This is a genomic window from Enterococcus sp. AZ015 (genome assembly GCF_050499225.1).
Classification (GTDB): Bacteria; Bacillota; Bacilli; order Lactobacillales; family Enterococcaceae; genus Enterococcus_D; species Enterococcus_D entomosocium.
In genome coordinates, this window is sequence record NZ_JBMHEX010000001.1 from 43,897 (window position 1) to 70,352 (window position 26,456).

General features: G+C 43.6%; 22 protein-coding genes. 15 read left to right on the top strand and 7 right to left on the bottom strand.

Features of this window, described 5'->3' with window-relative positions:
• Nucleotides 1-6 precede the first annotated feature (6 nt).
• Nucleotides 7-2,634, bottom strand: a complete 2,628-nt coding sequence (locus tag IGK85_RS00215) for a glycoside hydrolase family 65 protein (RefSeq protein ID WP_008376731.1) — start codon at nucleotides 2,632-2,634, stop codon at nucleotides 7-9.
• A gap of 336 nt (nucleotides 2,635-2,970) precedes the next feature.
• Between IGK85_RS00215 and treP the strand changes: the two genes are divergently transcribed.
• Nucleotides 2,971-4,950: a PTS system trehalose-specific EIIBC component gene (gene treP, locus IGK85_RS00220; RefSeq protein WP_008376729.1), complete on the top strand. Its 1,980-nt coding sequence runs from the start codon at nucleotides 2,971-2,973 to the stop codon at nucleotides 4,948-4,950.
• 124 nt (nucleotides 4,951-5,074) lie between these two features.
• On the opposite strand, the gene IGK85_RS00225 is transcribed toward treP, so the two are convergent.
• On the bottom strand, nucleotides 5,075-6,448 hold the full coding sequence (locus tag IGK85_RS00225; RefSeq protein ID WP_008376728.1) for an MFS transporter: 1,374 nt from the start codon (nucleotides 6,446-6,448) through the stop codon (nucleotides 5,075-5,077).
• A gap of 259 nt (nucleotides 6,449-6,707) precedes the next feature.
• On the opposite strand from IGK85_RS00225, the gene IGK85_RS00230 reads away from it, so the two are divergent.
• A complete protein-coding gene (locus IGK85_RS00230; RefSeq protein ID WP_005226468.1) occupies nucleotides 6,708-7,193 on the top strand; it encodes a hypothetical protein in 486 nt (161 codons plus the stop codon).
• A gap of 292 nt (nucleotides 7,194-7,485) precedes the next feature.
• Here the strand turns inward: IGK85_RS00230 and IGK85_RS00235 are convergent, their stop codons facing one another.
• Genes IGK85_RS00235 through IGK85_RS00245 form a run of 3 tightly spaced genes read right to left on the bottom strand, consistent with a single transcriptional unit; the run spans nucleotide 7,486 to nucleotide 8,550 of the window.
• Nucleotides 7,486-7,650: a hypothetical protein gene (locus IGK85_RS00235; RefSeq protein WP_005232885.1), complete on the bottom strand. Its 165-nt coding sequence runs from the start codon at nucleotides 7,648-7,650 to the stop codon at nucleotides 7,486-7,488.
• The gene (locus tag IGK85_RS00240; RefSeq protein ID WP_005232884.1) at nucleotides 7,647-8,237 is read right to left on the bottom strand and encodes a DUF1700 domain-containing protein; all 591 of its coding nucleotides are present in this window, start codon (nucleotides 8,235-8,237) and stop codon (nucleotides 7,647-7,649) included. Before IGK85_RS00240 ends, IGK85_RS00235 begins: the two co-directional genes overlap by 4 nt.
• Complete coding sequence (locus IGK85_RS00245; RefSeq protein ID WP_005232883.1) at nucleotides 8,224-8,550, bottom strand: PadR family transcriptional regulator; 327 nt, start codon at nucleotides 8,548-8,550, stop codon at nucleotides 8,224-8,226. Before IGK85_RS00245 ends, IGK85_RS00240 begins: the two co-directional genes overlap by 14 nt.
• 224 nt (nucleotides 8,551-8,774) lie before the next feature.
• Between IGK85_RS00245 and IGK85_RS00250 the strand changes: the two genes are divergently transcribed.
• Nucleotides 8,775-9,476: a TetR/AcrR family transcriptional regulator gene (locus tag IGK85_RS00250; protein WP_035006404.1), complete on the top strand. Its 702-nt coding sequence runs from the start codon at nucleotides 8,775-8,777 to the stop codon at nucleotides 9,474-9,476.
• Nucleotides 9,477-9,550: 74 nt separating this feature from the next.
• Here IGK85_RS00250 and IGK85_RS00255 read toward each other — a convergent pair whose 3' ends face one another.
• A complete protein-coding gene (locus tag IGK85_RS00255; protein WP_101698727.1) occupies nucleotides 9,551-11,254 on the bottom strand; it encodes a sensor histidine kinase in 1,704 nt (567 codons plus the stop codon).
• Complete coding sequence (locus tag IGK85_RS00260) at nucleotides 11,248-12,753, bottom strand: response regulator transcription factor (RefSeq protein ID WP_008376719.1); 1,506 nt, start codon at nucleotides 12,751-12,753, stop codon at nucleotides 11,248-11,250. The genes IGK85_RS00255 and IGK85_RS00260 overlap by 7 nt, the downstream gene beginning before the upstream one ends.
• 205 nt (nucleotides 12,754-12,958) lie before the next feature.
• Here IGK85_RS00260 and IGK85_RS00265 point away from each other — a divergent pair, with 205 nt between their 5' ends.
• The 12 genes from IGK85_RS00265 to IGK85_RS00320 all read left to right on the top strand — a co-directional run bounded on the left by IGK85_RS00265 (nucleotide 12,959) and on the right by IGK85_RS00320 (nucleotide 26,413).
• Nucleotides 12,959-14,629 (top strand): extracellular solute-binding protein, encoded by a 1,671-nt coding sequence (locus IGK85_RS00265; protein ID WP_008376717.1) that lies wholly within the window; start codon nucleotides 12,959-12,961, stop codon nucleotides 14,627-14,629.
• A 148-nt stretch (nucleotides 14,630-14,777) separates the two neighbouring features.
• Nucleotides 14,778-15,710 (top strand): ABC transporter permease, encoded by a 933-nt coding sequence (locus IGK85_RS00270; protein ID WP_008376715.1) that lies wholly within the window; start codon nucleotides 14,778-14,780, stop codon nucleotides 15,708-15,710.
• A 16-nt stretch (nucleotides 15,711-15,726) separates the two neighbouring features.
• Nucleotides 15,727-16,614 (top strand): carbohydrate ABC transporter permease, encoded by an 888-nt coding sequence (locus tag IGK85_RS00275; RefSeq protein ID WP_005232877.1) that lies wholly within the window; start codon nucleotides 15,727-15,729, stop codon nucleotides 16,612-16,614.
• A gap of 6 nt (nucleotides 16,615-16,620) precedes the next feature.
• On the top strand, nucleotides 16,621-17,259 hold the full coding sequence (locus IGK85_RS00280; RefSeq protein ID WP_008376711.1) for a DUF624 domain-containing protein: 639 nt from the start codon (nucleotides 16,621-16,623) through the stop codon (nucleotides 17,257-17,259).
• 40 nt (nucleotides 17,260-17,299) lie between these two features.
• The gene (gene pulA, locus IGK85_RS00285) at nucleotides 17,300-19,321 is read left to right on the top strand and encodes a type I pullulanase (RefSeq protein WP_008376710.1); all 2,022 of its coding nucleotides are present in this window, start codon (nucleotides 17,300-17,302) and stop codon (nucleotides 19,319-19,321) included.
• 117 nt (nucleotides 19,322-19,438) lie between these two features.
• Nucleotides 19,439-20,446 (top strand): LacI family DNA-binding transcriptional regulator, encoded by a 1,008-nt coding sequence (locus IGK85_RS00290; RefSeq protein ID WP_016611647.1) that lies wholly within the window; start codon nucleotides 19,439-19,441, stop codon nucleotides 20,444-20,446.
• Nucleotides 20,447-20,600: 154 nt separating this feature from the next.
• A complete protein-coding gene (locus tag IGK85_RS00295) occupies nucleotides 20,601-20,888 on the top strand; it encodes a PTS family beta-glucoside porter (RefSeq protein ID WP_005232868.1) in 288 nt (95 codons plus the stop codon).
• 31 nt (nucleotides 20,889-20,919) lie between these two features.
• On the top strand, nucleotides 20,920-22,338 hold the full coding sequence (locus IGK85_RS00300; RefSeq protein WP_008376704.1) for an L-fucose/L-arabinose isomerase family protein: 1,419 nt from the start codon (nucleotides 20,920-20,922) through the stop codon (nucleotides 22,336-22,338).
• Nucleotides 22,329-23,165, top strand: a complete 837-nt coding sequence (locus IGK85_RS00305) for a transketolase (RefSeq protein ID WP_008376701.1) — start codon at nucleotides 22,329-22,331, stop codon at nucleotides 23,163-23,165. Before IGK85_RS00300 ends, IGK85_RS00305 begins: the two co-directional genes overlap by 10 nt.
• The gene (locus tag IGK85_RS00310) at nucleotides 23,152-24,093 is read left to right on the top strand and encodes a transketolase family protein (RefSeq protein WP_008376699.1); all 942 of its coding nucleotides are present in this window, start codon (nucleotides 23,152-23,154) and stop codon (nucleotides 24,091-24,093) included. Before IGK85_RS00305 ends, IGK85_RS00310 begins: the two co-directional genes overlap by 14 nt.
• Before the next feature lies 1 nt (nucleotide 24,094).
• Entirely contained in the window at nucleotides 24,095-25,543 is a 1,449-nt protein-coding gene (locus IGK85_RS00315; RefSeq protein ID WP_008376697.1) for an FGGY-family carbohydrate kinase, read from the top strand.
• Nucleotides 25,544-25,555: 12 nt separating this feature from the next.
• Complete coding sequence (locus tag IGK85_RS00320; RefSeq protein ID WP_008376693.1) at nucleotides 25,556-26,413, top strand: alpha/beta hydrolase; 858 nt, start codon at nucleotides 25,556-25,558, stop codon at nucleotides 26,411-26,413.
• Nucleotides 26,414-26,456: the final 43 nt, after the last annotated feature.

The window sequence follows — 26,456 nt, forward strand, 5'->3', positions numbered from 1 at the left end:
CTCCTTTTAGTAAGTAATCGTTGCTTCTTTCTTTGCTTCTAGAGAAACTTGCTGCCCATTCACTAAGATCGTGACTGGCTGATCAGCGGTGATCGTCAATGTTTCATGTGTAACATTCAATGCAAAGCGGGTGCCGCGAACTTCTAGCTGAAAGGCTAAGCTGTCCCAAGCTTTTGGCAAGTTTGGTGTGATCTGCAGTTGCTCTTCTCGAATATCAATCCCAGCAAAAGTGGTTAACGGAATAAACAACGTAGCGGCCATGACACCGGCGTGAATGCCTTCTGCCGTGGTCCCGCCTTGGATATCACGATAATCAGAAGAGAGGGCTTCTTGGTATAACGACCAAGCCAATTCCTGATCATCCACCATTGCCGCTAACTGAGCGTGAACGATCCGCGACAAAGTCGAGCCGTGGGAGGTGCGAGCCAAATAATAATGGAGATTTTTTTCAATATAGTCTGTTGGCAGTTGGTAAGAAAGATCCGCCAAAATTTGATTGACTTGCTCTTTTGAGAAATTATAGAAAATCATCAAACTATCGGCTTGTTTCGCGACTTTGTAGCTGTCAGCACTCTTGCCTTCAGCGTTTAGGATGCGATCCATCCGATAAATGTTGCCATATTTCTCTTTATAATGGGCCCAATCCAGATCTTCCAACTGGAAGTACCCTTCAAACTGTGCGATGATGCCTTCGTGATCGATCTCTAAGCCTAATTTGGTACGAATATCTGCCATAGCAGCAATATCCGCTGGGGTTAAAGCCGTTTTCTCCAATACTGCTTGGAAGCTCTCTGCTGATAGTTGTTGTTGGAGGTTCTCGATCTCTTCAAACAACCATACTACCATCATATTGGTATAGGCGTTGTTTTTCAAGCCGCCTTGTTCACTATTTGGGTAGCTTTCATGAAATTCATCTGGTCCCATGACTTTATCGATAAAGTAACGTTGAGCAGTATCATCCCAGGTGGCAGCACTTTGCCAGAAATGGGCGACTTCTAACATCAATTCTAATCCATATTGTTCCATAAAGGGACGGTCTTGTGTGTTGTGCCAATATTGCCAAATGTTATAAGCGATCGCTAAGGAGACGTGGCGCTGCAAGCGACTGTGGTCTTCTTTCCATTCGCCGCTGATAGGATTCAAATGCAGTTCTTGGGATTGCTCACTGCCATCCAAGCCTGATTGCCATGGGAACATGGCGCCTTGGTAACCGGCTTTTTGGGCGTCTTTTTTGGCAGCAGCTAAGCGGCGGTAGCGATACAGCAAAATTTCTTTGGCGGTGTCAGGAAAATGTAGAATGTAAAAGGGTAAGATAAACAGTTCATCCCAGAAAATATGACCGCGATAGGCTTCACCATGTAGGCCACGGGCAGTGATACTGGCATCTAAGGACTCCTGATAAGCATTCGGTGCTGCGGAGACCAGCAGATGATACGTATGCAGATTCAGCATTTTTTGCGACATCAAGTCACCAGTGACTTCGATGGCCGCTTTCGCCCATAATTCAGCCCAGGCTTGTTTTGAGGCGGTATACATCGTCGCAAAATCAGGTAATGCTAAGGAAGAAAACGTAAATGCCGGTTGCGGATCCTCTTGCCGATAAGCGGCAGCAGTGACTGATTTTTCGACCCGATAAGTTTGTCCATCCGTCACCTCAAGGGCTACTTGCTGACGGACGAGCTGGTCGTTTGTTTCAGCGTGCAGCTCAGCCAATGGCAGGTCCTTTGAAAACAGTTCAGAGGATTGGACAACGGTAATCTGTGATTGGTTAGTGGTGACCACTAAATGCGCTTTGTTTTGTTCAGCTGCTGTCTCTTTCACGGTCAAATGCTGGTTGGTTAAGCTACGGTAACGAGCGACGTTATAGTTATAGACCGATCCGTCGGCTTCACTGACGAAAGTAACGGTGCCGGAAAAGTTCAGCGGGGTAAACTGATAGACCAAGCTATATTGGTGAACGTCTTGCATATTGGCGATTTTCTTCGTTTCGATTCGCAGACGCTTTTGTTTTTTTGTTTCAATTTCTGCCACTGATTGGAACAAGCCGGTCTTCAGATCTAATGTCCGTTTAAAGGAAAGAAGCTGATTGTTGGCAATGTTGATCACTTCATCATCGATCTTCACGTACATTTTTTGCAGATTCGGTGCATTGACGAAGTCTTCATTGCTGATGGTATGACCAGAAACATCCGATTCTACCGTATTGTAAAGACTTGCTAAATACAGCCCTGGATAGTTCGCTTCACAAATGGTCATCTCAGGCGTCGTGCCTCGCAGCCCTAGATAGCCGTTGCCGACGGTTAAAAGTGACTCCACCGAGTATTCATCTTTACCAGGGGTGTAGCCATAGTATTCGAGGTTCCAAGGAATTTCAGCACTTTTTTCTTCATACTGTTCTTTCGTGGTGCAAACAAAGGGACGATTCAATTTTTCTGTCAACCATTGGTCCAGTGAAAAAGTCCCTTCTTCATTCGTAAACACCAGCGATTCAGAGACGATCCCGCCACCTTCCATTTTCTGCAGCTGCGCGGTCAGTGCAGCAACTCGTTCACTGTCTGTCCCAGAAAACGGATAGGTCGTACCGGTTTGATCCGTTAACAGCCATTCTTCCTTAGACAATATAATCGTATTCACAATAGTTGTCCTCCTTTAAACTTGTCTATACATGCAAGATGATTATAACGTAATTTGTAAGCTATTTCAATTTATCTCACCTGTTTTTTTATTCTTTTTTGTTAAATAAACAGTAAATAAAGTCATTGGCAATATTATTTTATATTAATCAAATATTTTAAAAAACGTTTATTTATTAAGGTTTTAATACGGTACCTTTTCTATTCACTTGTATTGTTTGTAGAAAAAGTGAAAAAAATTGGTTTGAAACGCTTGCAATATCAAAACTATCAAGTTATGATTAGTGCGTAATTAAAACATATATATACAAGTGGATATGAAAGGGGTTTATTAATTATGGGAAAGTATCGTGATGATGCTGAGAAGCTGCTGGAATATGTTGGCGGCAAAGAAAATATCGCCGCAGTAACACATTGCGCGACACGGATGCGTTTTGTTTTGAACGATCAGACAAAAGCAAACGAAAAGGCAATTGAAGAAATTCCAAGTGTCAAAGGGATGTTTACGAATGCGGGACAATTCCAAGTCATTATCGGCAATGATGTCTCAACGTTTTACAATGATTTTACCGATGTATCAGGAATAGAAGGTGTTTCTAAAGAACAAAGCAAAGCGATTGCAAAAAACAATCAAAATATCGTGCAACGAGCGATTGCTACGTTAGCTGAGATCTTTACCCCGTTATTACCAGCGATTATTGTTGGTGGTTTGATGCTAGGGCTGAGAAATTTCTTAGAAGGTGTACCGTTAGAAGCTCTAGGTGGACAAACCATTACGCAAGCTTCTACTTTTTGGAACGGTGTCAACGGCTTTTTATGGCTGCCCTGTGAAGCGATCTTTCACTTTCTACCAGTAGGGATTACCTGGAGTATTACACGTAAGATGGGAACCACGCAAATATTAGGGATTGTTTTAGGGATTACATTGGTTTCACCGCAATTATTAAATGCTTATTCAGTAAGTTCAACTTCTGCTGCAGAAATCGCCCAAAATTATACGTGGGACTTCGGGTTCTTCACTATTGATAAAATTGGGTATCAAGCACAAGTGATCCCAGCAATGCTGGCAGGTTTCTTATTGGTTTATCTTGAAAGATTCTTCCGGAAATGGATTCCAGAAGCGGTTTCAATGATCTTCGTTCCATTGTTCTCATTGCTGCCAACTATTTTAGCAGCTCACATGGTATTAGGTCCAATCGGTTGGCAAATCGGATCAGGCATTTCTTGGGTCGTAAATGCTGGCTTGACCTCACCATTAAACTGGTTATTTGGTTTCATTTTCGGTGGCTTGTATGCGCCTTTGGTTATTACCGGATTGCATCATACAACGCTAGCGATCGACTCTCAATTAGTAGCGGATTTTGGGACAACAAACCTTTGGCCAATGATCATGCTGTCAAATATTGCGCAAGGTACGGCAGTATTGGCGATTTGGTTCCTTCACCGTGGCAATAAAAAAGAAGAACAAGTCTCTGTTCCAGCAACGATTTCTGCTTACATGGGGGTTACTGAACCAGCGATGTTCGGGATCAATTTGAAATATGTTTACCCATTTGTCGCAGCAATGGTAGGTTCTGCCTTCGGTGGAATGCTGATCACTGCAACGAATACCCGTGCATTAGGTATTGGTGTAGGGGGACTGCCTGGCTTCTTATCATTTAAAATTGAAAACTATCCAATGGTCTTCATCTCAATGGCGGTGACGATTGCGATCACTTTTGTTTGCACTATCGTCTTTAGAAAAGTTACCTTCTTAAATAAATTAGAACCGCAATTGGCTGCTGATACAGCTGCAGCAGCGGCTGTTGCACCAACGACTGCTGCACCGACAACTGCAGCCCCAGAAGCAACACAAGTTTCAGAAGAAACCCTTTATGCTCCAGCTGATGGGAAAGTAGTTGCCATCACTGAAGTTTCTGACCCTGTCTTTTCTCAAAAAATGATGGGTGACGGCTTTGCTGTTCAGCCAACGAACGGAACGATTTATGCTCCTGTTGCAGGTACGATCTCTAGCATTTTTGAAACGAAACATGCAATCGGGATTTTAACGCCTGGTGGCGCGGAAGTTCTCGTCCACATGGGCTTGGATACTGTAGAACTAAAAGGTGCGCCATTTGAGGTTCTTGTTTCTGAAGGTGATACGGTCACACCAGAAACGAAGCTTGCAGTGATGGATCTAGATGCCGTTATCGCAGCTGGCAAACAGACAGATGTTTTGACGGTCATCACGAATGCCGAAAAAGTGCGTCAGCTTTCATTGACGACTACAGGCACAGTGACAGCCAAAACAGCGGTTGGTTCAGCTGAATTAAACTAAAAAAATAATCCGTTTCCGAGAGCGCCCTTTGACTAAGAAGGGGAATCGGAAGCGGATTTTTTTATGGGCCGTCCTCAAGGGAGGGCGGCTTTTTTTCGTTGTTTTTCAATTGGCAAAGCCGCAGTTAGCTGACAGCTTTTTTGTCGGTGTTTTTGCGGAAGTAGTTAATCGTTAATAGGAAAGTCAGTAAGACCAAGGCCCACAAAAAGAATAAGGCGATTTGAGAGCCGATGACCGTCCCTTGGGTGTAATCGGTCGCCGCATTTTGTGCCAAATTGATAATGGTCGCCACCACAGCCGTCGCCACTGCACCAGAAAATTGCTGTAGCGTATTAAAGATCGCATTACCGTCCGCGTACAACGCAGGAGTCAGCTTGTTTAAGCCGGTGGTCATCATATTGCTGTAGGCTAAGCCGATCCCGATCATGTAAAAGACATGTCCAGCAACTAGGCTCCAAATGAAAGGCGAACGCAAAACGAGGGCTAAGGCAAGCCAACCGATGGCAATCAACGTCAAACCAGACAGGATCGGTTTTTTCGGTCCAACTTTATCCAGCAACCGACCAGAGATCGGCGCAAGGATCGCCCCGATGGCCGCCCCGGGCAGCATAACTAATCCTGCAGTAAAGGCATCTTTTCCCAAAGCGAGTTGGACAAAGTTCGGCAAGACAAAGGAAATGCCCAGTAAAAGGAACTGACAAACAAGAAAGCCAAACAGAAACAAACTGAAGCTACGGTTTTTCAAAACAGCCAAACGAATCAAAGGGTTCGGGCCTTTTGAGCGTTGATAAAACAAGCCAGCACCAATGAAACCGAAAAGCAGCGGCAGTAGACTCGCTAAGGTGCCTACTTGATTCAAGAACAATAAGAAGCCGCTGAACATCAAGACGATTCCTAATACACTCAGTAAATCCAGGGAAGTGTCTTTTGCCCCAGCCGTTTTAGGGATCGAGTAAAGGCCGAGTACTAGGGAGATCAGCAAGACTGGGATCAAGAAAAGAAAGATCGCATTCCAAGACCAATGGGCGGTCAATAAGCCCCCATATGTCGGTCCGATCGCTGGAGCGATGGAAGTGGTCAAATTCCCTAAGCCGATTGCCGCTCCCCGTTTTTCAAAGGGGGAGTAAGTCAAAATGATGTGGAACATCAAAGGCAGTGCGATCCCTGTGCTGGCACCTTGGAAAAAGCGGCCAATCAGCAAAATGGCAAACGTCGGCGATAAAAAGTCGATCACCAAGCCAACAAGGAAAAAGGCGTTGGCAGCTAGAAACAAGGTTCTCAATGAGAAGCGTTTCAAAAGGTAGGTCGATATTGGGACAATGATGGAGATGACCAGTAAGTAGATGGTCGTCACCCATTGAACATCGGATGTTGAAAGCGTAAATTGATCGATCAATGTCGGAAACGTTACATTCATGGCTGTTTCAATCAGCACGCCTGCAAATGACATCAATCCGGTTGCGAGGATCGCCCCCACGAGTTTTTTGTTGTTTTCCATATTCTCACCTCTAAAAAATTCGCAAAAAAAGAGACCGTTTCTATTCTCATAGAAACCGCCTCTCTCTCGACAAGCGAACCCGCTTGTTATCTGTACGATTTAATCTATCGCTATTCTACTGACTTCATAAGAAAGTGTCAAGAGAAGTGGATAAAAAAATAGCAAAAAACTTTTTTGAAAGTTTTCAAACTTTTACTTACACGAAAAATTTTCTTCTGCTAGAATAGTCGAGTACGAAAAAGAGAAAGGAAGTTGTTACATGCCCATCAACAAAAAAGAAAGTTTGATCTATACGACACTTATGTGTATTTTCATGGTGTATTTTATGAGTGTTTACAACCTCATGTTCCAAGTCGGTGTTTCTGCATTGGCATTCCAATTGGCGTGGAATGAATTGCCATTAGCTCTTTGTGTCGCCTTTATTTTGGATTGGTTCATTGTTTCGGGTCCAGCAAAAGGTTTGGCATTTCGATTTTTGGACCATCAATCAGCTACTTGGAAAAAAATCGGTTTGATTTCTTCATTGATGATCGCCGGCATGGTGATCTGTATGTCACTCTTTGGTGCGTTGATGCATCCAAACCCTGATCACTCGGTGTTCGTCAATTGGCTAAGCAACATTGGGAAAAATGTGATTGTCGCATTGCCATTGCAATTGTTCATTGCAGGCCCAATCGTTCGCCGGGTGTTTCGCGCCTTGTTTCCTATTGGCACTGTGCAAGAACAGCCAGTACTAGGGGAATAATCGATCAGTAGAAAAAACGTACTGCAGACAGGCTCTACCAAGGTTAGCTAAAAATAGCTGGCTTGGCGATAACTGGACTTGCGGCACGCTTTTTTGCTTTTATAAACAACAAAAAAACCCATAGGATGGTATGGGTTTTTCTGGTTACCCTATGAAATAGGATACAGGATGTACCTATATAGTAATATGGTGAGGTCAAAAAGGAAAGTTCAATTTTTTCATCAATACATGAAATTGATGAAAATCACTTGTTTTTATGACGAAAAAAGCAACTTATAATTGTTTTTGCCGATTAGTCTGTGTAGAAACCAATCAGTTGATACCAACGACGATGCTCAATATGGTAGGCATCAGGTGAGTACCCTGACATTGAAAAACCGATAAAGGTGATGACCAGTCCGAGAATAATAAACAACAGACTGAGAAAAACGAAAAAGCGCTTATTGATTTTGATCATAGGACTGCCTTCTTTCGATAGTTTTGAACAAATGATTTTGGCCAAACGACAAGGGAGTGGGTAAGACGTGAAAAAGGTCGGCTCATACTATAAGTGGCGATCAGACAAAGAAGCCCTAAACCAAATAAGAAAATTCCCACGCCTAACTGACTTAAAAAGAGATAGAAACCATCCGCCATCAGCATGGGACTTAAGACAACGCTAGCAATCCCACCGATAAACGTAGTGACACCAATCATGCCAGTGGTGAAAGGCACACACCAGATGATTATTAAAAAGCTTAGGATCAGCAAAGCGGCACTTAACAATAAGCTGCCCCACAATGGAAAGCCTAGCACTAAGATTAAGAGCAAAAAGGGATGAAAGCGGCGGGGAATCTCTACCACGACCTCTTCTGTTTCTGTGACTGTTTGGATCAGTTCTTTTGGGGAGCCAAGGCGTGCCACGGCTTCTTCTTCAGTGTATCCTTCTTCCATCAAATCTTCGATCATCTCGTCATAATAGTTGATCAGCTGATGAATCTCGCTAGGTCTGACTTTTTCAGATAATTCTGCAGCCAATGCCTTGATAAAATCAACTCTGTTCATCTAGTGTTCCTCCTTTAATAAATCGCTGGATCAATGTCAATTGGGGCCAGTCGTTGGTTAAAAAATCGTCGATCCGCTGTTTGCCAAGTTTGGTCAAGCGGTAATATTTTCGGGTCCGTCCTTGATGACTCTTGTTGTAAGTCTCAACCGCTCGGCTGGCTTCTAAGCGCTTCAAGATAGGGTAGAGGGTGGATTCTGAGATTGGTAGTAAAGGAGAAATATTTTTGACTAATTCATAGCCATAAGAGTCCCCGTGCTGCAAATAGGCTAAAACACAAATTTCCAATAATCCTTTTTTTAATTGGGCATCCAAAGGCTCTCCTCCTGTTCATATCCATACTATACATTACATAGTATCATTTCACAAGTAGTATCAAAAAAATCAGTCTTAAGACTTAGCCGAGGAAAACAGGAAGGTTTTTAGAAAAATGGTCAAAAATATAAAACAAAATTAAGAAATTCGGCAGAAAGTATATGTTAACGTTCTCTTTTTTGTTAAAGTAGAAGTATGCAGATTACTTTCAGTAAGAAAATTGGGTGTTGGTGGTGTTTCACTGGAAGAAAGCAAGTGAGAGTAGAGGAGCGTTAGCGAGAGCTGATCGCCTCAAGAAAGGAAGGGGTATTATGAGAAAAGCAACGATTACGAAAAAATATTTGATCAACTGTTTAAAAAAATATCTGGTGGAATATCTTTATCGGCCAATCACTGTCCGCGACATTGCTAAATATGCACGAACATCGACCCAACCAATCTATTTGAATTTTTCAAACATGCAAAATTATAAACAGGCAATGGTCGATGATGTCTTCCATGACATTCATGAAGCAAAAAAAGAGACGGTGATGACACTGGATCCTCTATACTGTTTTTGGCATGACTATTACGTGTTCGCCAGTCGCAATCGAGCCCTCTTTTTTGCATTATTTTTAAATGATATTGGTTGTGGTCCCTACATAAAAGAGTGTTCTTTTGCATATTTTCAAGAAGCAATCGCTGAATCAGCTGTTTTTCAATGTGAGCAAGAAAACGATCTGAGGAAATACCATGAAGAAGCCTTGATTTTTTTTAGCGGTTTGGTATTGCTGTTTATTCGTGAAGGGTGTACTGACGGCAACAAGGATTTTATAAAAGATACCATGGAGTATTGGGAACGAATGTTAAAGAAAGCAAAAGGCGTGACGCGAGACCAGGGTCGGCAAGGATTATTAGAGGTTGGTGCGTTTGCTGTAGAGGAATAGGTACTTGAAATCAAGCATTAAAATAAATATCTGAATATTTTGACACCAAAAAACCGTTAGTGATTAAACATTCTTCACTGACGGTTTTTTTGAGGAGGTAAGTCTTGCGGTATGAGTAGAACAATTGTGGTGTTTTCACCTTTTACTGATTGAATCGATAAGGAAGCTTGCGTGCCATAGTACAATGCTAGCCGCTGGCGTACATTGTTGATACCATAATGTTGATCAGAAGGTTCCTCCAGTTGTTTTAGCTGTTCAGGATCAATCCCGGGACCATTGTCTTGAATCTCAAACCGTAGCCATTGTCCTTCTTTGAGGCAGCGGATCGTCAATACCCCTCTGCGGTCATCTTCAATATGATCAAGCCCATGAAAGACGGCATTTTCGACAAACGGCTGCAAGAGCAGATGGATCATCGGATACTCATCGATATCTGAGTCAATTTCGAGGACTAAATCAAAGGAATGGTGATGCATTTTTTGCTGGATTTTAGCATAGGTGATTGTTAGATCGAGTTCTTTGGTGATGGATAGCCGGTTGGATCCTTGGTTTAGGCTGAGACGGTAGAATCGAGACAGCAGCTGAGCCATCTCACGGATCTCGTGATTGCCGTTTAGTGTGGCAGTATTGCTGATCAGTGCTAAGGAATTATAAAAGAAATGCGGATTGATCTGGGCTTGCAGAGCCCGCAATTCGTATTCTTTTTGTTTCAATTCGGCTTCATATACTTCATTGATCAGCTCAGCGATTTTATCTAGCATTTTTTGAAAATTGGTGTATAACTGTCCGACTTCATCTTTTGAAGAATATGTGTGCTGGATTTTGAATTGATCCATTGATAAAGAGGCCATTTGCTGGGTCAAAGAGTTGATCGGCTGTACCACGGTTTTAGCCAACCACCAGCTGGATAAAACCAATATCATTAATACAAAATCAAAGATAATAAGTGCCGCACCAACTAGATACAGTAAACTGCTGAAAAATGACTGTGCGGTTTTAACAAAAACGATTTGCCAATGATTATCCAGCAGTACAGGAGCCTCTTCAATAACTGCGTTTCCAACCAGCCACTGTTTTTGAGTACGTTGCTGCTTCGTCAAATAATCAATGCGGTAAAGCGTCTGCCCGGTCTCTGACTGAATGGTCAAATCATAAGGCTCCTCAGTGACTGCATCCAGATTCGTGAACAATGCTGCTCGATCGATGGTTAAAACGATGTAGTTTAAGGAATCTGCGGTATGGCCTTTTAAAAAAAGGTTGGTATAAAAAGAAAGTTCCTCCCGTTCTTTGTCAAAATACGTTCGAATCTCGGTCGAAGGTTTTTCTTTTAGAAAAGGCAGTGCTGTATCAGCCGTGATTTTTTTGACGTATTGCCCATGATCATAAAGATCGATCGTGGTGTATAGCGTGATGCCTTTAATATCTGCTTGCGGAAAACGAACACTGTGAAACAAAGGCACGATCGTATTTTGAAAGAGATTGTATTGATCAAAGTTTGAGAAGCGTTGACTAGAAAGCTCTTGCGTCAAGGCGGTATTGTTGGCTAAAAAGAGCAGGCTGTCCCGATAGGTGTGGATCTTGCTTTCTAACTGATAGCTGATACTTTTGAGATTATCGGAGTAAGCACTTTTTTCCTGCTGTTGGATAAAGGCTCGGATGATAGATACCCCGACAAAGGTCAAAACGATCAGAGGAACAATGCTTGAAAGAATTGAAATAAGGGCGATCTTTTTTTGAAAACGAAAATTTTTAAAACAATCGTGGACTTTTCTTAACAAGAGGGACCTCTCTTTCTATACGCATCCGGCGTCATTCCGACAATTTCTCGGAACGTTTTGCAAAAATAGGAATAATGATTAAAGCCAACTTGTTTGGAGATAGTTCGAATGCTGCAGTTCGAGTTCTTTAAACGCTTCTGAGCCTGTTTGATACGGTAAGACTTGATGTATTTGGTGATACCCATGCCTTCAGAAGTACTGAATAATTCGCTTAGGTAGTTAGGATTGATATTGACTTCCTTTGCTAACCGCTCCAAGCTCAACTCTTGGTGAAAATGAGCGAATATATAGGATTTTACTTGGCGCACATAGTCATTTGACTGGCTCCCGTTGATTTGAAGCAAGGCATCATGGATATAATGGAAGAGGGCATCAAAAATATCCGCAATTAGTTGCAGACTTGGCGCTTCCAGTATTTTTCCAATCTGATTAGCGCCACACTCCGCATCAAAAGTGATCGTGCACTGATCGATGATTGTTTGATAAAAGGTCGCAAAATAAAACTTGGCATTGGTTGGTTCCTCACGTCCATTTGTTTCAAAGCAGTCGAAAACTGTTTTCACAAGCGCGTGGGCTTTTTTACTTTCGTATTGATTCACATACGAAACGGTTTTTTCAAAAAGCGCTTTCTTGACGATGTAGTGATCTCCCGGAAGCAGCTGGCAGATTTTCCCTTTGTTTTGCTGATAAAAAGACCGCTGACTGGTTCTCAGTAAGTCATGATAGGTGCCATACACCCCTGAATGGTGGGGAACTGGTCCGCTGTCAAAAAGTGTTATTTTTTGCTGAAACTGTTCGGAAAAATAGGTAGTTAAGTTGTTTTTTCGCTCTTCGATTTCCCTTTTTGGCAAAGGTTCGTTAAAAAAGAGCAGTTGTGCTGGAGCTAAAAACAAACTGAACATTTCAGGAAATGCAGCAGATAGCGAAGGGACAAAATCCGGCGCATTCCAAGAATCCAGCGGCCAAGTAACGAGAAAAAAAGAGGGATGAGTCTTAAAAAAATCTTGTGCAATCGATTGCTCTTCCTTCGGCAGTGAATGCCAAGGATAGCCATAAAAAAGTTTACTCAAAATCTCTTTCAAGTAATGGGTTTGTGCGATTGTTTTTGTGTAAGCGCGCTGCTTTTGTTGATCAATAAAAAGAATGATTTTATTTATTTGTTCATAAAAATCATCAGGGTCGATTGGTTTTAAGAGGTAGTCAACCGCTTGTAACTGTATGGCTTTTTTTACATAATGAAAATCTTCAAAGCCGCTGATAAACATCACAGGAATTTCAGGAACTGCTTCTTTGATTCTCGCTACGAGGGCATGTCCATCCATAAAGGGCATCTTTACGTCGGTAATTATCAAGTCAAAGGGCTGTTCCTGAAAAAGTTGCCAGGCTTCGCGGCCATTTTTGGCTTCTTCGATCAGCCATTCTTTTTCATGCTGACTCAAGAAGTATTTGATCACTTCTCTTTGATCGTAGCTGTCATCAGCAAGCAGCAGTCGGTACATGGTTTTCGCCGTCCTTTCGTATAGAGAAAATTACGCAGTCGCTTCTTCTTTCTATAGTAAGCGATAAACAAAAAAAGCAACAGAGCGAATTTGTAAACGTTTTATTTTTCTGGAAATCGTGCTATGAATCTGAAAAAAGTGCTATATTTTCTGTGGAAGCGATTGCGTATAATAAGGATATCAAAAAAGTTTGAGGAGGAAAACAATGAAATTTAGGCGGGGGACAGCAATGTTAACAGCAGTTGCTTCAGCACTTATTATGACAGGATGCAGTTCAGAAGAAGCAAAGACCAATGAAAATGGGGATACCGTGATTACGATCGGACGCCAGACCGCACCGAACTCGAAACTGCCTGAGGGGGATTCTTACAGCAATAACGCATATACTCGATTGATTCAAGAACGCTTGGGCATCGAGCTGGAGAGTGCCTTTGAAGCCCATGGGGAAGACTATGATCGTCAAGTATCGCTAGCGATCGCTTCAGGGGAACTACCGGATACGATGATCGTCGGATCAAGAGATGAATTGGAAGAATTAGTTAACAATGATTTAGTGGAAGACTTGACCGAAGTATTTGAGGAGCATGCCGACGATTTTCTAAAAGACATCTATGATTCGTTTGATGGGATTCAGTTAGAAGCAGCCACGTTTGATGATCGCTTGATGGCGATCCCATCTACTAGCGATGACTTCGGGCCCAATCTTGTCTGGTTGCGCCAGGACTGGCTAGATGAGCTAGGTATTGAACTGGATAAAGATGGCAATCGCTCAATTACATTGGATGAGTTGAAGGAAACAGCGATTGCTTTTCAAGAAAATGATTTAGCCAATACCGGAAAAGCAGTTGGTTTGCCATTGGCCTTCTGGTTGTCTTCGCCAAATCATGGCGGCACGGCATATACCGGAACAGCCATCATGAATGCGTTTGGAGCCTACCCAAAATCGTATCTCCAAGATGAGAATGGGCAGATGTTTTATGGATCCAATACGCCAGAAATGAAAGAAGCACTAACGCTACTGAAGGACTGGCAAGATGAAGGGTTCATGGATCCGCAATTTGGTACCCGCACGTATGACGATATCCATGCCATGATGGTTAATGGAGAAACGGGCATCGCTTTTGGTCCTTGGCACATGCCTGACTGGGGCTTAGTACAAGCCAAACAAAATGATCCAAATGCTGAATTTGTTCCTTATGCCCTTGAAAATGCTAACGGCGATGGAGGGGTCAATGCCGTGGCTAACCGCGGCACTGGGCAATACATCGTGGTGCGCAAAGGTTTTTCTGAGCCGGAAAAAATCATGGAGATGATCAATCTGATTTATGGTGAAGTTGCCAACTCGGAAGATATTGAAACCGAGTTTCCGGAAATTTATGACTATGCGAAAGTGGATGTCGATGGGACGGTTCGTCCATGGAATGTTGTTTTCTTAAAAGCCTATAGTGAGATTGATGATGCAGTAGAAGCTTCCAAGGCGGCGGTTGGCGAAACATCTATCGAGGATATCTCCAACTTCTTCATCAAAGAAAACGCCGAAAAAATCAAGCAATATCTGGATAGCCCTGAAGAAACTGATCCGGTGGACTGGACCCGCTATGCCTCCCGCTATTTAGCCGTCAATAATGTGATGGGCGGTATCAGAGAGCAAGGACGCTTGAATGAAGTGAAACCACCGCGTTTTGATTCGATCAAAGCCAATGAACGAAACGGCGCACAAGTAGGGAAACTGGAGGAAGAGACCTTCATTAAGTTTATCACTGGAGAAGAACCCCTGGAAAACTTCGACAACTATGTTGAAACCTGGAATAGCCAGGGTGGGACAGCCATACTTGAAGAAATGCAAGAAGTAGTAGATCAGCGAGCAGATAATTAAGCGGCCACTCCAGCGGTTCTGACACTCGTCTTTCGAACAAAGAAAAGCAAGGTTGTATGCAGGAAAACCGACTGCAGGTGCCTTTTCTTTGTTCGAATTTTTTCATCAAGCGGCTGGTGAGGCAAAAAATTTATGGAGGAGTAAGTAAATGGAACTTTCTGTTGAAAAAGAAAGCAAAAAAGAAAAGAAAAAGTGGTTTTCTCGAGATCAGCTTTTCTTTCTAGGGATGATTTTACCAGGCATAATTTTTATTTTGATTTTTTCTTATGGTCCTATGTTTGGGTTGTTGATGGCATTTCAAGATTATGTGCCAGCGAAAGGTGTATTTGGTTCTGAATTTGTGGGATTCGAGCACTTTCGCTATTTGTTCAGTTTACCGGATATTTTCTTAGTAACTAAAAACACGATTTTCATCGCTTTCTGGAAAATTGTCTTTAATACGATCGTACCGATTCTTTTTGCGATTCTATTAAATGAAGTACGTGTAAAGTGGATGAAACGCTCCATTCAGACCATCGTATATTTGCCCCATTTTCTTTCATGGGTCATATTGGCTTCAGTAGTGGTCAATTTATTCAGTCTTGATGGAACGGTGAATCAGATTTTACAAAACTTTGGTGTAGAACCATTAAACTTTTTGGGTAGTAATCAGCTGTTTCCTCGTTTGCTGATCGGGACCGATGTTTGGAAAAGTTTTGGTTACAGTTCAATCGTGTACCTTGCTGCCATTACCTCGATTGATCCGGGATTATATGAAGCAGCAACGATGGATGGTGCTTCTTGGTCAAAAAAAGTCTGGCACGTAACCCTGCCGGGGATGATGCCTTTTATTTTGCTGATGACGATTTTGTCGCTGCCTAATATCTTGAATGCCGGCTTCGACCAAATTTATAACCTGTATTCTCCGGTTGTGTATCAAAGCGGCGATATTATCGATACCTATGTCTACCGAATCGGTCTGATCGGTAGAGACTATAGCTTAGGAACCGCCGTTGGTCTGGTCAAATCGGTGATCGGTCTATTCTTGATTTGGTCTTCCAACAAAATTGCGGAGAAGAAGACTGACAGAGTGATGTTTTAAGGAAAGGAAAAAAGAGATGAAAGAAAAATTTAGTATACGGCATGCAGTAATTTATTTGATCGTCATTGTTTTGGCTCTTTCTTGTTTAGTACCGATGTTGAATGTCGTGGCACTTTCTTTAAGCAGCAGCAGTGCCGTCGCGGCAAATGCTGTGGGGCTATGGCCAGTAGATCTGACCTTAGCGGCTTATGAGCGCATCATGAGCGATCAGCAGTTTTGGCGTTCTTTTGGTATTTCAGTCATTCGTGTGGTGATCTCTTTATTGCTGAATTTGGTGATGATCGTAACGATGGCTTATCCGCTATCTAAATCAAAAAAAGTATTTCGAACGAGAAAATTATTCATGAGTGTGATGGTTTTCGCTATGCTCTTCAGTGGCGGCATGATCCCAACGTATTTGGTCGTTCGCAATCTAGGATTATTGAATACGATTTGGTCCCTGATTTTACCTAGTGCAGTCCCTATCGGCAGTGTGATCTTGGTGATGAATTTCTTTCGGGGAATTCCCAAATCATTGGAAGAATCTGCTCGGATCGATGGGGCCAACCCACTGCAGATTTTGGGACGAATCTATATTCCAATGTCTTTGCCGTGTTTGGCAACCGTTTCTCTATTCAGTATTGTCGGTAGTTGGAATGATTTTTTCAGTGGACTGATCTATATGACCAAGACTGAAAACTATCCTTTAATGACCTATATCCAAACACTATCAGTCAACATTGCTGAAACAATGCAACAAGCCGGGAATTTGACTTCCGAGCAGCTACAAAGTCTACTAGCGGTCTCTGATCGAAACTTGAATGCAGCGAAGATCGTGGTGGCAGTGGTGCCGTTATTGATTATTTATCCGCTTCTACAAAAATATTTCGTTCAAGGAATCGTTGTCGGATCAGTAAAGGAGTAAACCCACATGATACACTTTTTTCATTCAGAAAACTTCTTCGCACGAATCGCTTGGAAATTCAGCCAGTTGCTCCTATTAAATGTACTACTCTTGTTTTTTAGTTTGCCGCTCTTCACGATCGGTGCAGCCATTACTGCGGGTTCTAAAGTGGCGACTGATCTGATAGAAGGAAAAGCACCGGCTGTTGTTCAGCAGTTTTGGTCGGTCTTTTGCCAAAGCTTTCGAAAGAGCACTCTTATCTGGCTCAGTCTACTTTTTTCTTTGTGGCTTTTGACTGCTGATTGGTTGTATTATTTCCAACTAAAAGGGACGCCTGATCTTTTTACCATAGGCTTAGTAATTTGTACGTTCATGTGGCTTCAATTTTTCCAAGTTTCGTTTTTCTTACTCGCACGTTACGATAGCGGAATCAAAACGATCCTTTTGAACAGCATAAAAGTCGCCGCAAAGCACCCTTTTAAAATACTTAGTCTTCATATTCTGACGGCAGCCCCTATTGTCATCATGCTTCTTTCACCCTATGCGCTGGTTTTCAGCATGTACATTGCCTGCTTTTTTGGTCTTAGCTGTTTTTTGTATGCACGCTGTCAGTTATTGTTGGCAATTTTCAAGAAATATGAGAAGGTAGAAATAGCAGAAAAGTAACTGGCTTTTATAGTTAGAAACGTTGAATGGAGGAATTTTGATGGGACAAAACACGCAGTATGGAGAAAAAAAGATTGCGATCGATCGCAGGATCGGTTTTTTAGAAGAACATACGTATCACGGGAATGATCTTGGTGTGACTTTTCAAGGACAGCAAACCACGTTCAAATGCTGGTCACCAGAGGCAGAGGCCGTTTCAGTATTGCTTTATCAAAGCGGTGTTGCTGGGACTGACGATCGTCTGCTGACGCTGCCAATGGTTCAAGAAGACAACTGTTGGCAAGTCACGACGGAAGAAAACGTCAAGGAGCTGTTTTATACCTTTGAGTTTCAACGAGATGGGCAGAAAATAGAAGCGATGGATCTTTATGCCAAGGCAGTAGGGATCAACGGAAACCGCGGTGCGATCATTGATTTAAAGGAAACAGATCCTGAAGGTTGGCAGGAAAGTCACGGCGTCGGTCAGCAGTCGATCACAGATGCCTATATTTGGGAATTGCATGTCGAAGATTTCAGTGGTGCCGAAAACAGCGGTATTTCACCAGAAAATCGCGGAAAATATTTAGCCTTCACTGAAAAAAAGACCCATCTGGTGGGAGATGAAAGTCAACCAACTGGCATGGCCTATTTAAAAGAGCTGGGGATCAATTATGTTCATCTGCTGCCGATCTTCGATTTTGACAATGATGAAACTTCGTCTGCCTACAATTGGGGCTATGATCCGAAAAATTACAATGTACCTGAAGGACGATACGCTTCTGATCCTAGTGATCCCAAGGCGCGGATTCGTGAATGCAAGCAAATGATCCAATCGCTGCACGAAGAAGCCATCGGCGTTGTGATGGATGTGGTCTTTAATCACACTGCGATCACGGAAGAATCATGGTTTAATTTGACGGTGCCTGATTATTACTACCGTCAAGATGATGCAGGGAATTTTGCGGACGGTTCTGCTTGCGGCAATGAAGTGGCTTCTGAACGGAAAATGATGCGTAAATTTATCATTGATTCAGTTTTATATTGGGCGCAAGAATACAAAATCGACGGCTTTCGTTTTGATTTGATGGGCCTGATCGATGTGGAAACCATGAACCAGTTGCGGCAACGCCTAGATGATGCCGGCTTCAGCCATGTGATTTTATACGGCGAGCCATGGGATGCCGGCAGCAATCAAATTATTCAGCCGAATATCCCAGCAAATAAAAGTAATGTTTGGGCACTGTCAGAAGGCGTTGCGGTTTTTAGCAATGATTTAAGAGACAGTATCAAAGGCGATGTCTTTGAAGAAACAGACGGCGCGTTTATTCAAGGAATGAATGGTCAACCGCAAGTCAAGCAAACCTTTTATGCAGCAAATTTGGCAACGGCGATTCAAGGAAATACGAAAGTTGCCGCACAAGAAGGCGCCGAGCGCTGGGCAAAATCGCCCCGCCAAGTGATCGCCTATGCCTCAGTCCATGATAATTTGACCTTATGGGACAAACTGGTGGCAACCATGCAGGCTTCAGTGAAGGAAAGAAATTATGGTTTTGATCCTGAGCTTTTAGCCCGCAACAAACTAGCAGCAGCCATTTTGTTTACTAGCCAAGGAGCAGTGCTGACTCAAGCTGGGGAAGAATTTGGCCGTACCAAAGAAGGCGATGAAAATTCCTTCCGTTCGCCACTGGCAGTCAATCAGCTGGATTGGTCACGTGCCAAAACCTTCAAAGAGTTGCGCGAGCTGTATCGGGGCTTGTGGGCATTGCGGCAGTCCTATGCACCATTGAGAGATGCCACGACCCAAACGGCTGAAAGCATGGTCTTTTATGAGACAAAGGATGAAAATCGCTTGGCGTATCAAGTACCCAATCGTGACGAACAGCATCCATGGCGTTCTTTATTCGTTATACTCAATAGCACGGAAGAAACCTGGTCCTTTGACTTACCGACGGCAACAGAAAATGCTTCTTGGCACATCATTGCTGACCCCAAAGGAGCTGGGATCACTTTTCGCGGCGTAGCAGCGCCAAGAATAACCATCGACCCCTTGTCCTTCTGCATTTTGGCGGAACAAAGTAACTAATCAAAGTAGAAGCTAAAACAAACTAAAAATTTTAGTTTGTTTTAGCTTTTTTGGTAGTAAAAAAACAATTCTTTTGCTATACTTTTAACAGAATGAGAAGCAGAAAGCGGTGAGCAAATGAAAGTTGTGATCTCTGATATTGCCCGAAAAGCTGGCGTTTCCAGCGGAACTGTCTCTAATGCAATCAACAATCGTAAGGGGATCAGTGAACAAAAACGGCAAGCGATCTTGAAGATCGCTCGTGAGATGGGGTATTTTGATCAGCGAGAAATTAAAAAAACGGAAAGCCAAAAGATCAAATTTGTTGTAATGAACAAACAAGGAAATGTCGTAGGGGATACGCCTTTCTTTTCTGAATTGATCCGGGGGATCGAAATGGAATGCAGCGCGTTAGGCTATGAATTGGTCATTTCCCATATCACATTGGCGCCAGAGGAAGACCCGATCGAAAAGATCCGCCCAGAATTAGTAGATGGTTTGCTATTGTTAGGAACGGAATTGGAAAAACAAGATTTAGCAGTCTTCCGTCATTTGGAAGTACCCTTAGTGATTTTAGATACGATTTTTAATTCGCAGGACTTTGATTTTGTCGCCATCAATAATCGTGACAGCGCCTATGAGATCGTTGAAAAGATGATCGAAAAAGGCCACCGAGACATTGGCATCATCAACTCAACCTTTCAAATCAACAATTTCCGTGAACGCAAGCAAGGGTTTATTCAAGCGATCCAAGAGCATGATCTGATCCATTATGAAGAGACGGAAGCCTTAGTAGAACCCACCTTGGAGGGCTCATATCAAGACATGAAGGTCTATTTGGAATCCTTGCGTGCCGATCAGCGGCCGTTACCAAGCGCCTTTTTTGCGGTCAATGACAATATCGCCATCGGTGCAATGAAAGCCATTCGCGAAGTGTTCCCCGATCATCCGTTGGCCATCGTTGGGTTCGATGATATTCCTTTGGCGGAATTTTGCAACCCACCGCTGACCACCGTCAAAGTAGATAAAGTGTACCTTGGTCGCCAAGCTGTGCGACGCTTGATCGAGAAAATCACCAGTGAAGATGAAAACCATCTGAAAATGCTGGTCGCCACGACGATCGTCGAACGCGAAAGCATCAAATAAGAAAAAATAAGAAGCAGGACAAAACGTTTAGAAAGCGTTTTGTCTTTTTTAGTTATTAAACAAAAATATTTATCTAAAACTATTGCAAAATATTTAGCTTATGCTATATTTAAGGTGTAAAAAGTAAGGGATTACATTTTGAGGAAGTGAATAGATGACACAGATCGGTCTCTTTTGTGCAACTGGGCTCTCCAGCGCACTGCTCGTCAAAGCGCTCAAAGAACAACTAGCGGATGATCAGCATTACCAAGTGAATTCCGCGCCTTTTTCAGAAATATTTATGGTGGGAAATGACTATGATTTTTTGATTTTAGCTCCTCAAACCCGCTTCAATCAAGCGAAAGTCGCAGCAGCCTTTCCTGATAAAAAAATCGTTTTACTGACGGATGAGGAATTTCTGAGCAGAAATGTAGTACGAGTCGCCGAAGAAATAAAAATTTAGCTAAATATACTAAAACGAAAAGGGTGGTTTTATGGATAAAGTAACAATCGGGTTCGCCCCGACTAGAAGAAATTTATTTAGTGCAGAAGCAGCCGTTGAGTACGCCAATCTGACACGACAAAAAATGGACGAACTGGCCATTGATTATGTAGATATTTTAGATATCAACGAAGACGGCTTGCTATACGATGATGAAGGGGTTGAAAAAATCGCCGAAAAATTCAAAGCAGCAAAAATCGACGGTCTTTTTCTAGCCAATGAAAACTTTGGTACGGAATATGCCTGTGCTCGTCTAGCCAAAAAACTAGATGTTCCCGTCTTATTATGGGGACCCAAAGACGAGACACCAGCCGCCGACGGTTCACGTTTGCGGGATACGCAATGCGGTCTTTTCGCAATCGGTAAAGTCTTGCGCCGTTTCAAGGTACCTTTCACCTATGTCAAAAATTCTGATATTGATTCACCGGAATTTGCCCGCGGCTTGCAAGACTTTATCAAAGTCTGCAATGTCGTCAAGACCTTCAAACAAACACGAATCTTGCAAGTTGGCCCACGCCCCTTTGATTTTTGGACCGTGATCTGCAACGAAGGCGAACTATTGGAGCGTTTCAATATCTCGCTATCACCAGTACCGATCCAAGAAGTGGTGCAAGAAATCAAGAAAGTCAAAGAACAGCAGCCAGATAAATTGCAAGCAGTCATTGATTATTTCGAAACCAATACGGAAGTCCAAATTTCGGCTAAAGATTTGGAGATGGTGGCAGCCCTTAAAGTGGCCTTGCAAAACTTATGTGAAAGCTACGGCTGCAATGCAGGGGTCATCCAGTGTTGGACGGCTTTACAAGACGAAATCGGTATTTTACCGTATGCCTCCCTGTCGCTTTTACAAGAAGAAGGTCTGCCTTTTGTCTGTGAGACGGATGTTCATGGGGCGATCTCGGAACTGTTGGTCGAAGCCGCTTCGTTGGGGGAACACCGTGCGATCTTTGCGGATGTCAACTGCCGCCATCCAGAAAACGAGAATGGCGAATTGCTGCAGCACTTAGGGGTTTTTGCTTATTCCACCGCGGAGACCAAACCCATTTTGCCGCAACGGCATTTTGTTTTTGACTATCCGGGATCAGTCGCTTTTCGGGCAATCAAAGACGAGTATACGTTGTGTCGCTTTGATGGAGACAACGGCGAGTATTCGTTGCTGATGGGCACCGGCAAAGGGATCAATGGACCATACAATCAAGGGACCTATCTCTATCTAGAATTTGCGAATTTGAATCGCTTGGAATTCAAACTCGTTGAAGGACCTTATATTCATCACGTTGCGGCGGTCAGAAAAAATGTGGTGCCGATCTTGTACGAAGCGTGCAAATACATCGGCGTGCAGCCAGATTTTTATGATCCGATCGAAGAAGACGTCAAAGCATACTTGAGAGGGGATCAATCATGGAAATAAACGAGCTGGAAATGAAGGCTTTAACGATTCGAAAATCCGTGTTAGAGCTGATCTATCAAGCAAAAACGGGTCATACTGGTTCGGATCTTTCTTGTACCGATATTTTAGTGGCCCTGTATTATCAGATAATGAATGTGGATGCGAAAGATCCCCAAAAGCAAGATCGTGACCAGTATATCCAAAGTAAAGGACATGCTGCAGAAGTACTATGGGCCGTTTTAGCGGACAAAGGTTTTTTGCCGAAAGAAGAATTAGCCACCTTTTCGCAATTTGGTTCACGACTGATCGGTCATCCAAACAATAAAGTAGCTGGGGTTGAGATGAATACTGGTTCGCTAGGTCACGGCTTACCCGTCGCAGTAGGGATCGCCTTGGCAGGCAAACTGGATCACCGCACGTATCAAACCTATACGTTGTTGGGAGATGGCGAATTAGCAGAAGGCTCGGTATGGGAAGGAGCCATGGCGGCTGCCAACTACCAGCTGGACAATTTGACCGCCATCATTGATCGCAACGGCTTGCAGATCACTGGAGCCTCGGAAGATGTGATGGCAGTGGAGCCGCTAGATGAAAAATGGCGTGCCTTTGGTTGGGATGTGCATATCGTTGATGGCAATGATATGGCTGCCTTGGTGGCTGCATTAGAAAAACCGCATCAGCCCAATCAACCGAAGCTGATCATTGCTAAAACCATCAAAGGCAAAGGCTATTCTGCAGCCGAAAATCAAGCGCAATGGCATCATAAAGTGCCAACGGCAGAAGAGCTTGCACAAGCTATTGCCGAACTTGATCAGCAAATGGAGGTTTTGACTCATGGGAAAAAATAATATTGCCAATCGCCAAGCGATGTGCGACGTATTGATTGAAGAAGGAAAAAAGAATCCTGCGATCACGGTGTTGACCAGTGATTCTCGTGGTTCCGCTTCGTTAGCACCTTTTGCCAAGGAATTACCGACACAATTGGTGGAAGTAGGGATCGCAGAGCAAAACATCGTCAGTATTGCGGCCGGCTTAGCCCATATGGGCAAACGCCCTTTCGTTGCATCCCCTGCTTGTTTTCTCAGCATGCGCAGTATCGAGCAGATCAAAGTCGATGTCGCGTATTCGAATAAAAATGTCAAACTCGTAGGCATCAGCGGCGGTGTCAGCTATGGGGCATTAGGCATGAGTCATCATTCCTTGCAAGACATCGCAGTGGCACGAGCGATCCCTAATTTGCAAGTGCTGTTGCCAGCAGATCGCTTTGAAACGATCCAAATGTTTAAAGCCTTAGCGGCATCAAATGAACCAGCCTATATCCGTCTCGGTCGCAATCCTGTTGAAGATTGTTATGATTCTGCAGATTATCCTTTTGAGATCGGCAAAGCCATTGAGCTGAGAAGCGGTCAAGATGTCGCATTGCTCGCCACTGGCGAAACCGTGCGCCAAGCGTTGGATGCTGCTGAGCTATTGGAAAGACAAGGTATCACTGCTACCGTTTTAAATGTTCATTCCTTGAAGCCCTTTGATTCAGAAACGGTCAAACGAGTGGCGAAAGAAACAGGCACCGTGATCACTGTGGAAGAACACAGCCGATACAACGGCTTAGGAGCTGCCGTGGCGGAAACGCTGGCAGAAGAAACGGGCATTCGACAAAAAATCATTGCTTTTCCGGATGAAGCCTTGATTACTGGTTCTTCGTCAGAACTGTTTGCCCATTATGGCTTAGACGGTGGCTCCATAGCGAAAACAGCGGTTGCGTTTCTAGGAGCTTAAGATGGACAAGACCTATCAGCTTGTTTTAGATCAGAGTACATCCGGTACCAAGCTCTTACTGTTTCAAGAAGGGAAAATCCTGCAGCGTTACGATAAAAAACATCGCCAAATTTATCCAAAAGTCGGGTGGGTCGAACATGATCCCCTTGAGATTTGGCAAAATGTCCAAGAATTGCTGGCACAAGTGTTGCAAGAACAAGCGATCACTGCAGATCAAATCGTTTCCTTGTCATTGACCAATCAGCGAGAAACGATCGTTGCTTGGGATCGATTGACCGGCAATCCCCTGTACAATGCGATCGTGTGGCAATGCAACCGCAGCGCTACGATTTGTGAAGAATTGACGGCACAAGGCTGGGAAAAGACGATCAATCAAAAGACCGGTTTGCGTTTAGATCCGTATTTTTCCGGCACCAAAGTGAAATGGTTGGCCCAAGAATTATCAGCCATCAAAGAAAAGTCGGGGACTGGCGAATTGGCGATCGGTACGATGGACAGCTGGCTGTTGTGGAATTTAACGCAAGGGACAGTATTTGCGACAGAAGCCAGCAACGCTTGCCGAACATTGTTTTACAATATTGAAGAGGGCCGTTGGGATGCAGAACTCGTCAAACTTTTTGGCATCCATTTAGCAGACTTGCCAGCGATCAAACCTGCTGATACGGTTTTCGGTAGCTATCACGGAATCCCTATCAAAGGGATCTTAGCCGATTCACAAGCGGCATTATTTGGGGAAGGTTGTCAAAGCCTTGGGGATGTAAAAATCACGATGGGCACCGGTTGTTCGATCATGATGCAAGTGCAGCAGGAGCAGACGTTGCGGGATCGCCGCATTTTGACGACGGTCGGCTGGCAAACTAGCCAGGAAACAGCGTTTGCGCTAGAAGGCATCATCCGTTCCTGTGGTGACGCCATCAACTGGTTCAGTGAGCAAGTGGCTCCGCTGCCAGATGTAGCTGAGATCTGTCAAGAAGTGCTGACCAGTGACAGTCAAGAAGACATCTATTTTATCCCAGCATTGCAAGGAATGGGTGCCCCTTTTTGGGATAATACGATGACTGCCAGCTTTGTCGGCATGAAACGCACAACGACGACTCATGAGCTGTTGAAAGCCGTTTTAGAAAGCATCATTTTTCAAATCAAAGCAGTGATCGATGTGATGGAAGAAGTCGCTGAACGACTGATCAATCAGGTAATGATCGATGGCGGTGTTTCGAAAAACCGCGCCTTGATGAGCTTATTGGCGACTTTGATCAATAAACCCGTCATCGTCAGCGAAGTCGAAGAATTTTCAGCCATCGGCACAATGCTTGTTGCCAAACCAACCATGAATGAACCAGCTATTCAGCAAACCACGATCGTTCCGCAAGCCGAACAGGCCGTGATCCGTTTGAAATATGAAAAATGGAAACGGTTCATTGAGAAGTCAGCTGCTTTTAGTGAAGGATAAAGGAGGAACTATATGGAGATTCAACGAATTCAACTGAATCAAACGGCTTACGTGGATACCTATTTATTGCACCAATCCAAAGAGTACAATGTCGGCAAGAAACGACCGCTAGTGATCGTCTGTCCAGGCGGCGGCTACGCCTTTACCAGTGATCGAGAGGCGGAAGTCATTGCCTTGAAATTCAATAGTATCGGGCTAAATAGCGTTGTTTTATGGTACACCACCGGTGATCAGGTGAAAAACGTTCCCCACAATGCCTTGATGGAAGCCGCCCAAACCGTCAAAATCATTCATGAGCATGCTCACGAATGGTTGGTGGATGAGGAGCAAATCATCGTTTGCGGTTTTTCAGCAGGCGGACATCTAGCGTTGCAGCTAGCGACGCGCTGGCACGATGCTGAGCTGGCAGAAGCGTTGGGCGTCAGCAGTGACTTACTGAAAGTGAATTTGGCGATCGCTGGCTACCCATTGGTTTATCAAGAGCATGCTTTCCCAATCGATGAGCTAGGCTTTGCCGCTCGTCTAATCGAAACACCTTTAACTGCCAACGAGCGCTTTTTTGGCAGTAAACAACCGACGGAAGAAGCCATTCAATCCATGAACATTTTGCATCATGTCGATCAGTGGACACCTCCGATGTTTCTCTGGCATACGACGGAAGACGTCTTAGTCGATGTGGCGCACTCGTTGAAGTTGGCGGTCAAATTAAGAGAAGCAGAAATTCCATTCGAACTGCATATTTTTGAAAAAGGCGAACACGGACTGGCATTAGCGGATCGAACAACGGCACGCAAGTCAAGTCACCTCAATGCCCATGTCGCCAAATGGTTTGAGCTGTGCGAAGGCTGGCTCAGTAGTTATATTGATTAATAACCGCCAGTGCACAACTTGTGCCGATGAAAGGAGAGCTCCA

Excerpts from the sequence above, each read along its gene's own strand:
- treP (WP_008376729.1), top strand. The coding sequence starts at position 2,971 with ATGGGAAAGTATCGTGATGATGCTGAGAAGCTGCTGGAATATGTTGGC.
- IGK85_RS00225 (WP_008376728.1), bottom strand. The coding sequence starts at position 6,448 with ATGGAAAACAACAAAAAACTCGTGGGGGCGATCCTCGCAACCGGATTG.
- IGK85_RS00230 (WP_005226468.1), top strand. The coding sequence starts at position 6,708 with ATGCCCATCAACAAAAAAGAAAGTTTGATCTATACGACACTTATGTGT.
- IGK85_RS00235 (WP_005232885.1), bottom strand. The coding sequence starts at position 7,650 with ATGATCAAAATCAATAAGCGCTTTTTCGTTTTTCTCAGTCTGTTGTTT.
- IGK85_RS00240 (WP_005232884.1), bottom strand. The coding sequence starts at position 8,237 with ATGAACAGAGTTGATTTTATCAAGGCATTGGCTGCAGAATTATCTGAA.
- IGK85_RS00260 (WP_008376719.1), bottom strand. The coding sequence starts at position 12,753 with ATGTACCGACTGCTGCTTGCTGATGACAGCTACGATCAAAGAGAAGTG.
- IGK85_RS00265 (WP_008376717.1), top strand. The coding sequence starts at position 12,959 with ATGAAATTTAGGCGGGGGACAGCAATGTTAACAGCAGTTGCTTCAGCA.
- IGK85_RS00270 (WP_008376715.1), top strand. The coding sequence starts at position 14,778 with ATGGAACTTTCTGTTGAAAAAGAAAGCAAAAAAGAAAAGAAAAAGTGG.
- IGK85_RS00275 (WP_005232877.1), top strand. The coding sequence starts at position 15,727 with ATGAAAGAAAAATTTAGTATACGGCATGCAGTAATTTATTTGATCGTC.
- IGK85_RS00280 (WP_008376711.1), top strand. The coding sequence starts at position 16,621 with ATGATACACTTTTTTCATTCAGAAAACTTCTTCGCACGAATCGCTTGG.
- pulA (WP_008376710.1), top strand. The coding sequence starts at position 17,300 with ATGGGACAAAACACGCAGTATGGAGAAAAAAAGATTGCGATCGATCGC.
- IGK85_RS00290 (WP_016611647.1), top strand. The coding sequence starts at position 19,439 with ATGAAAGTTGTGATCTCTGATATTGCCCGAAAAGCTGGCGTTTCCAGC.
- IGK85_RS00295 (WP_005232868.1), top strand. The coding sequence starts at position 20,601 with ATGACACAGATCGGTCTCTTTTGTGCAACTGGGCTCTCCAGCGCACTG.
- IGK85_RS00300 (WP_008376704.1), top strand. The coding sequence starts at position 20,920 with ATGGATAAAGTAACAATCGGGTTCGCCCCGACTAGAAGAAATTTATTT.
- IGK85_RS00305 (WP_008376701.1), top strand. The coding sequence starts at position 22,329 with ATGGAAATAAACGAGCTGGAAATGAAGGCTTTAACGATTCGAAAATCC.
- IGK85_RS00310 (WP_008376699.1), top strand. The coding sequence starts at position 23,152 with ATGGGAAAAAATAATATTGCCAATCGCCAAGCGATGTGCGACGTATTG.
- IGK85_RS00315 (WP_008376697.1), top strand. The coding sequence starts at position 24,095 with ATGGACAAGACCTATCAGCTTGTTTTAGATCAGAGTACATCCGGTACC.
- IGK85_RS00320 (WP_008376693.1), top strand. The coding sequence starts at position 25,556 with ATGGAGATTCAACGAATTCAACTGAATCAAACGGCTTACGTGGATACC.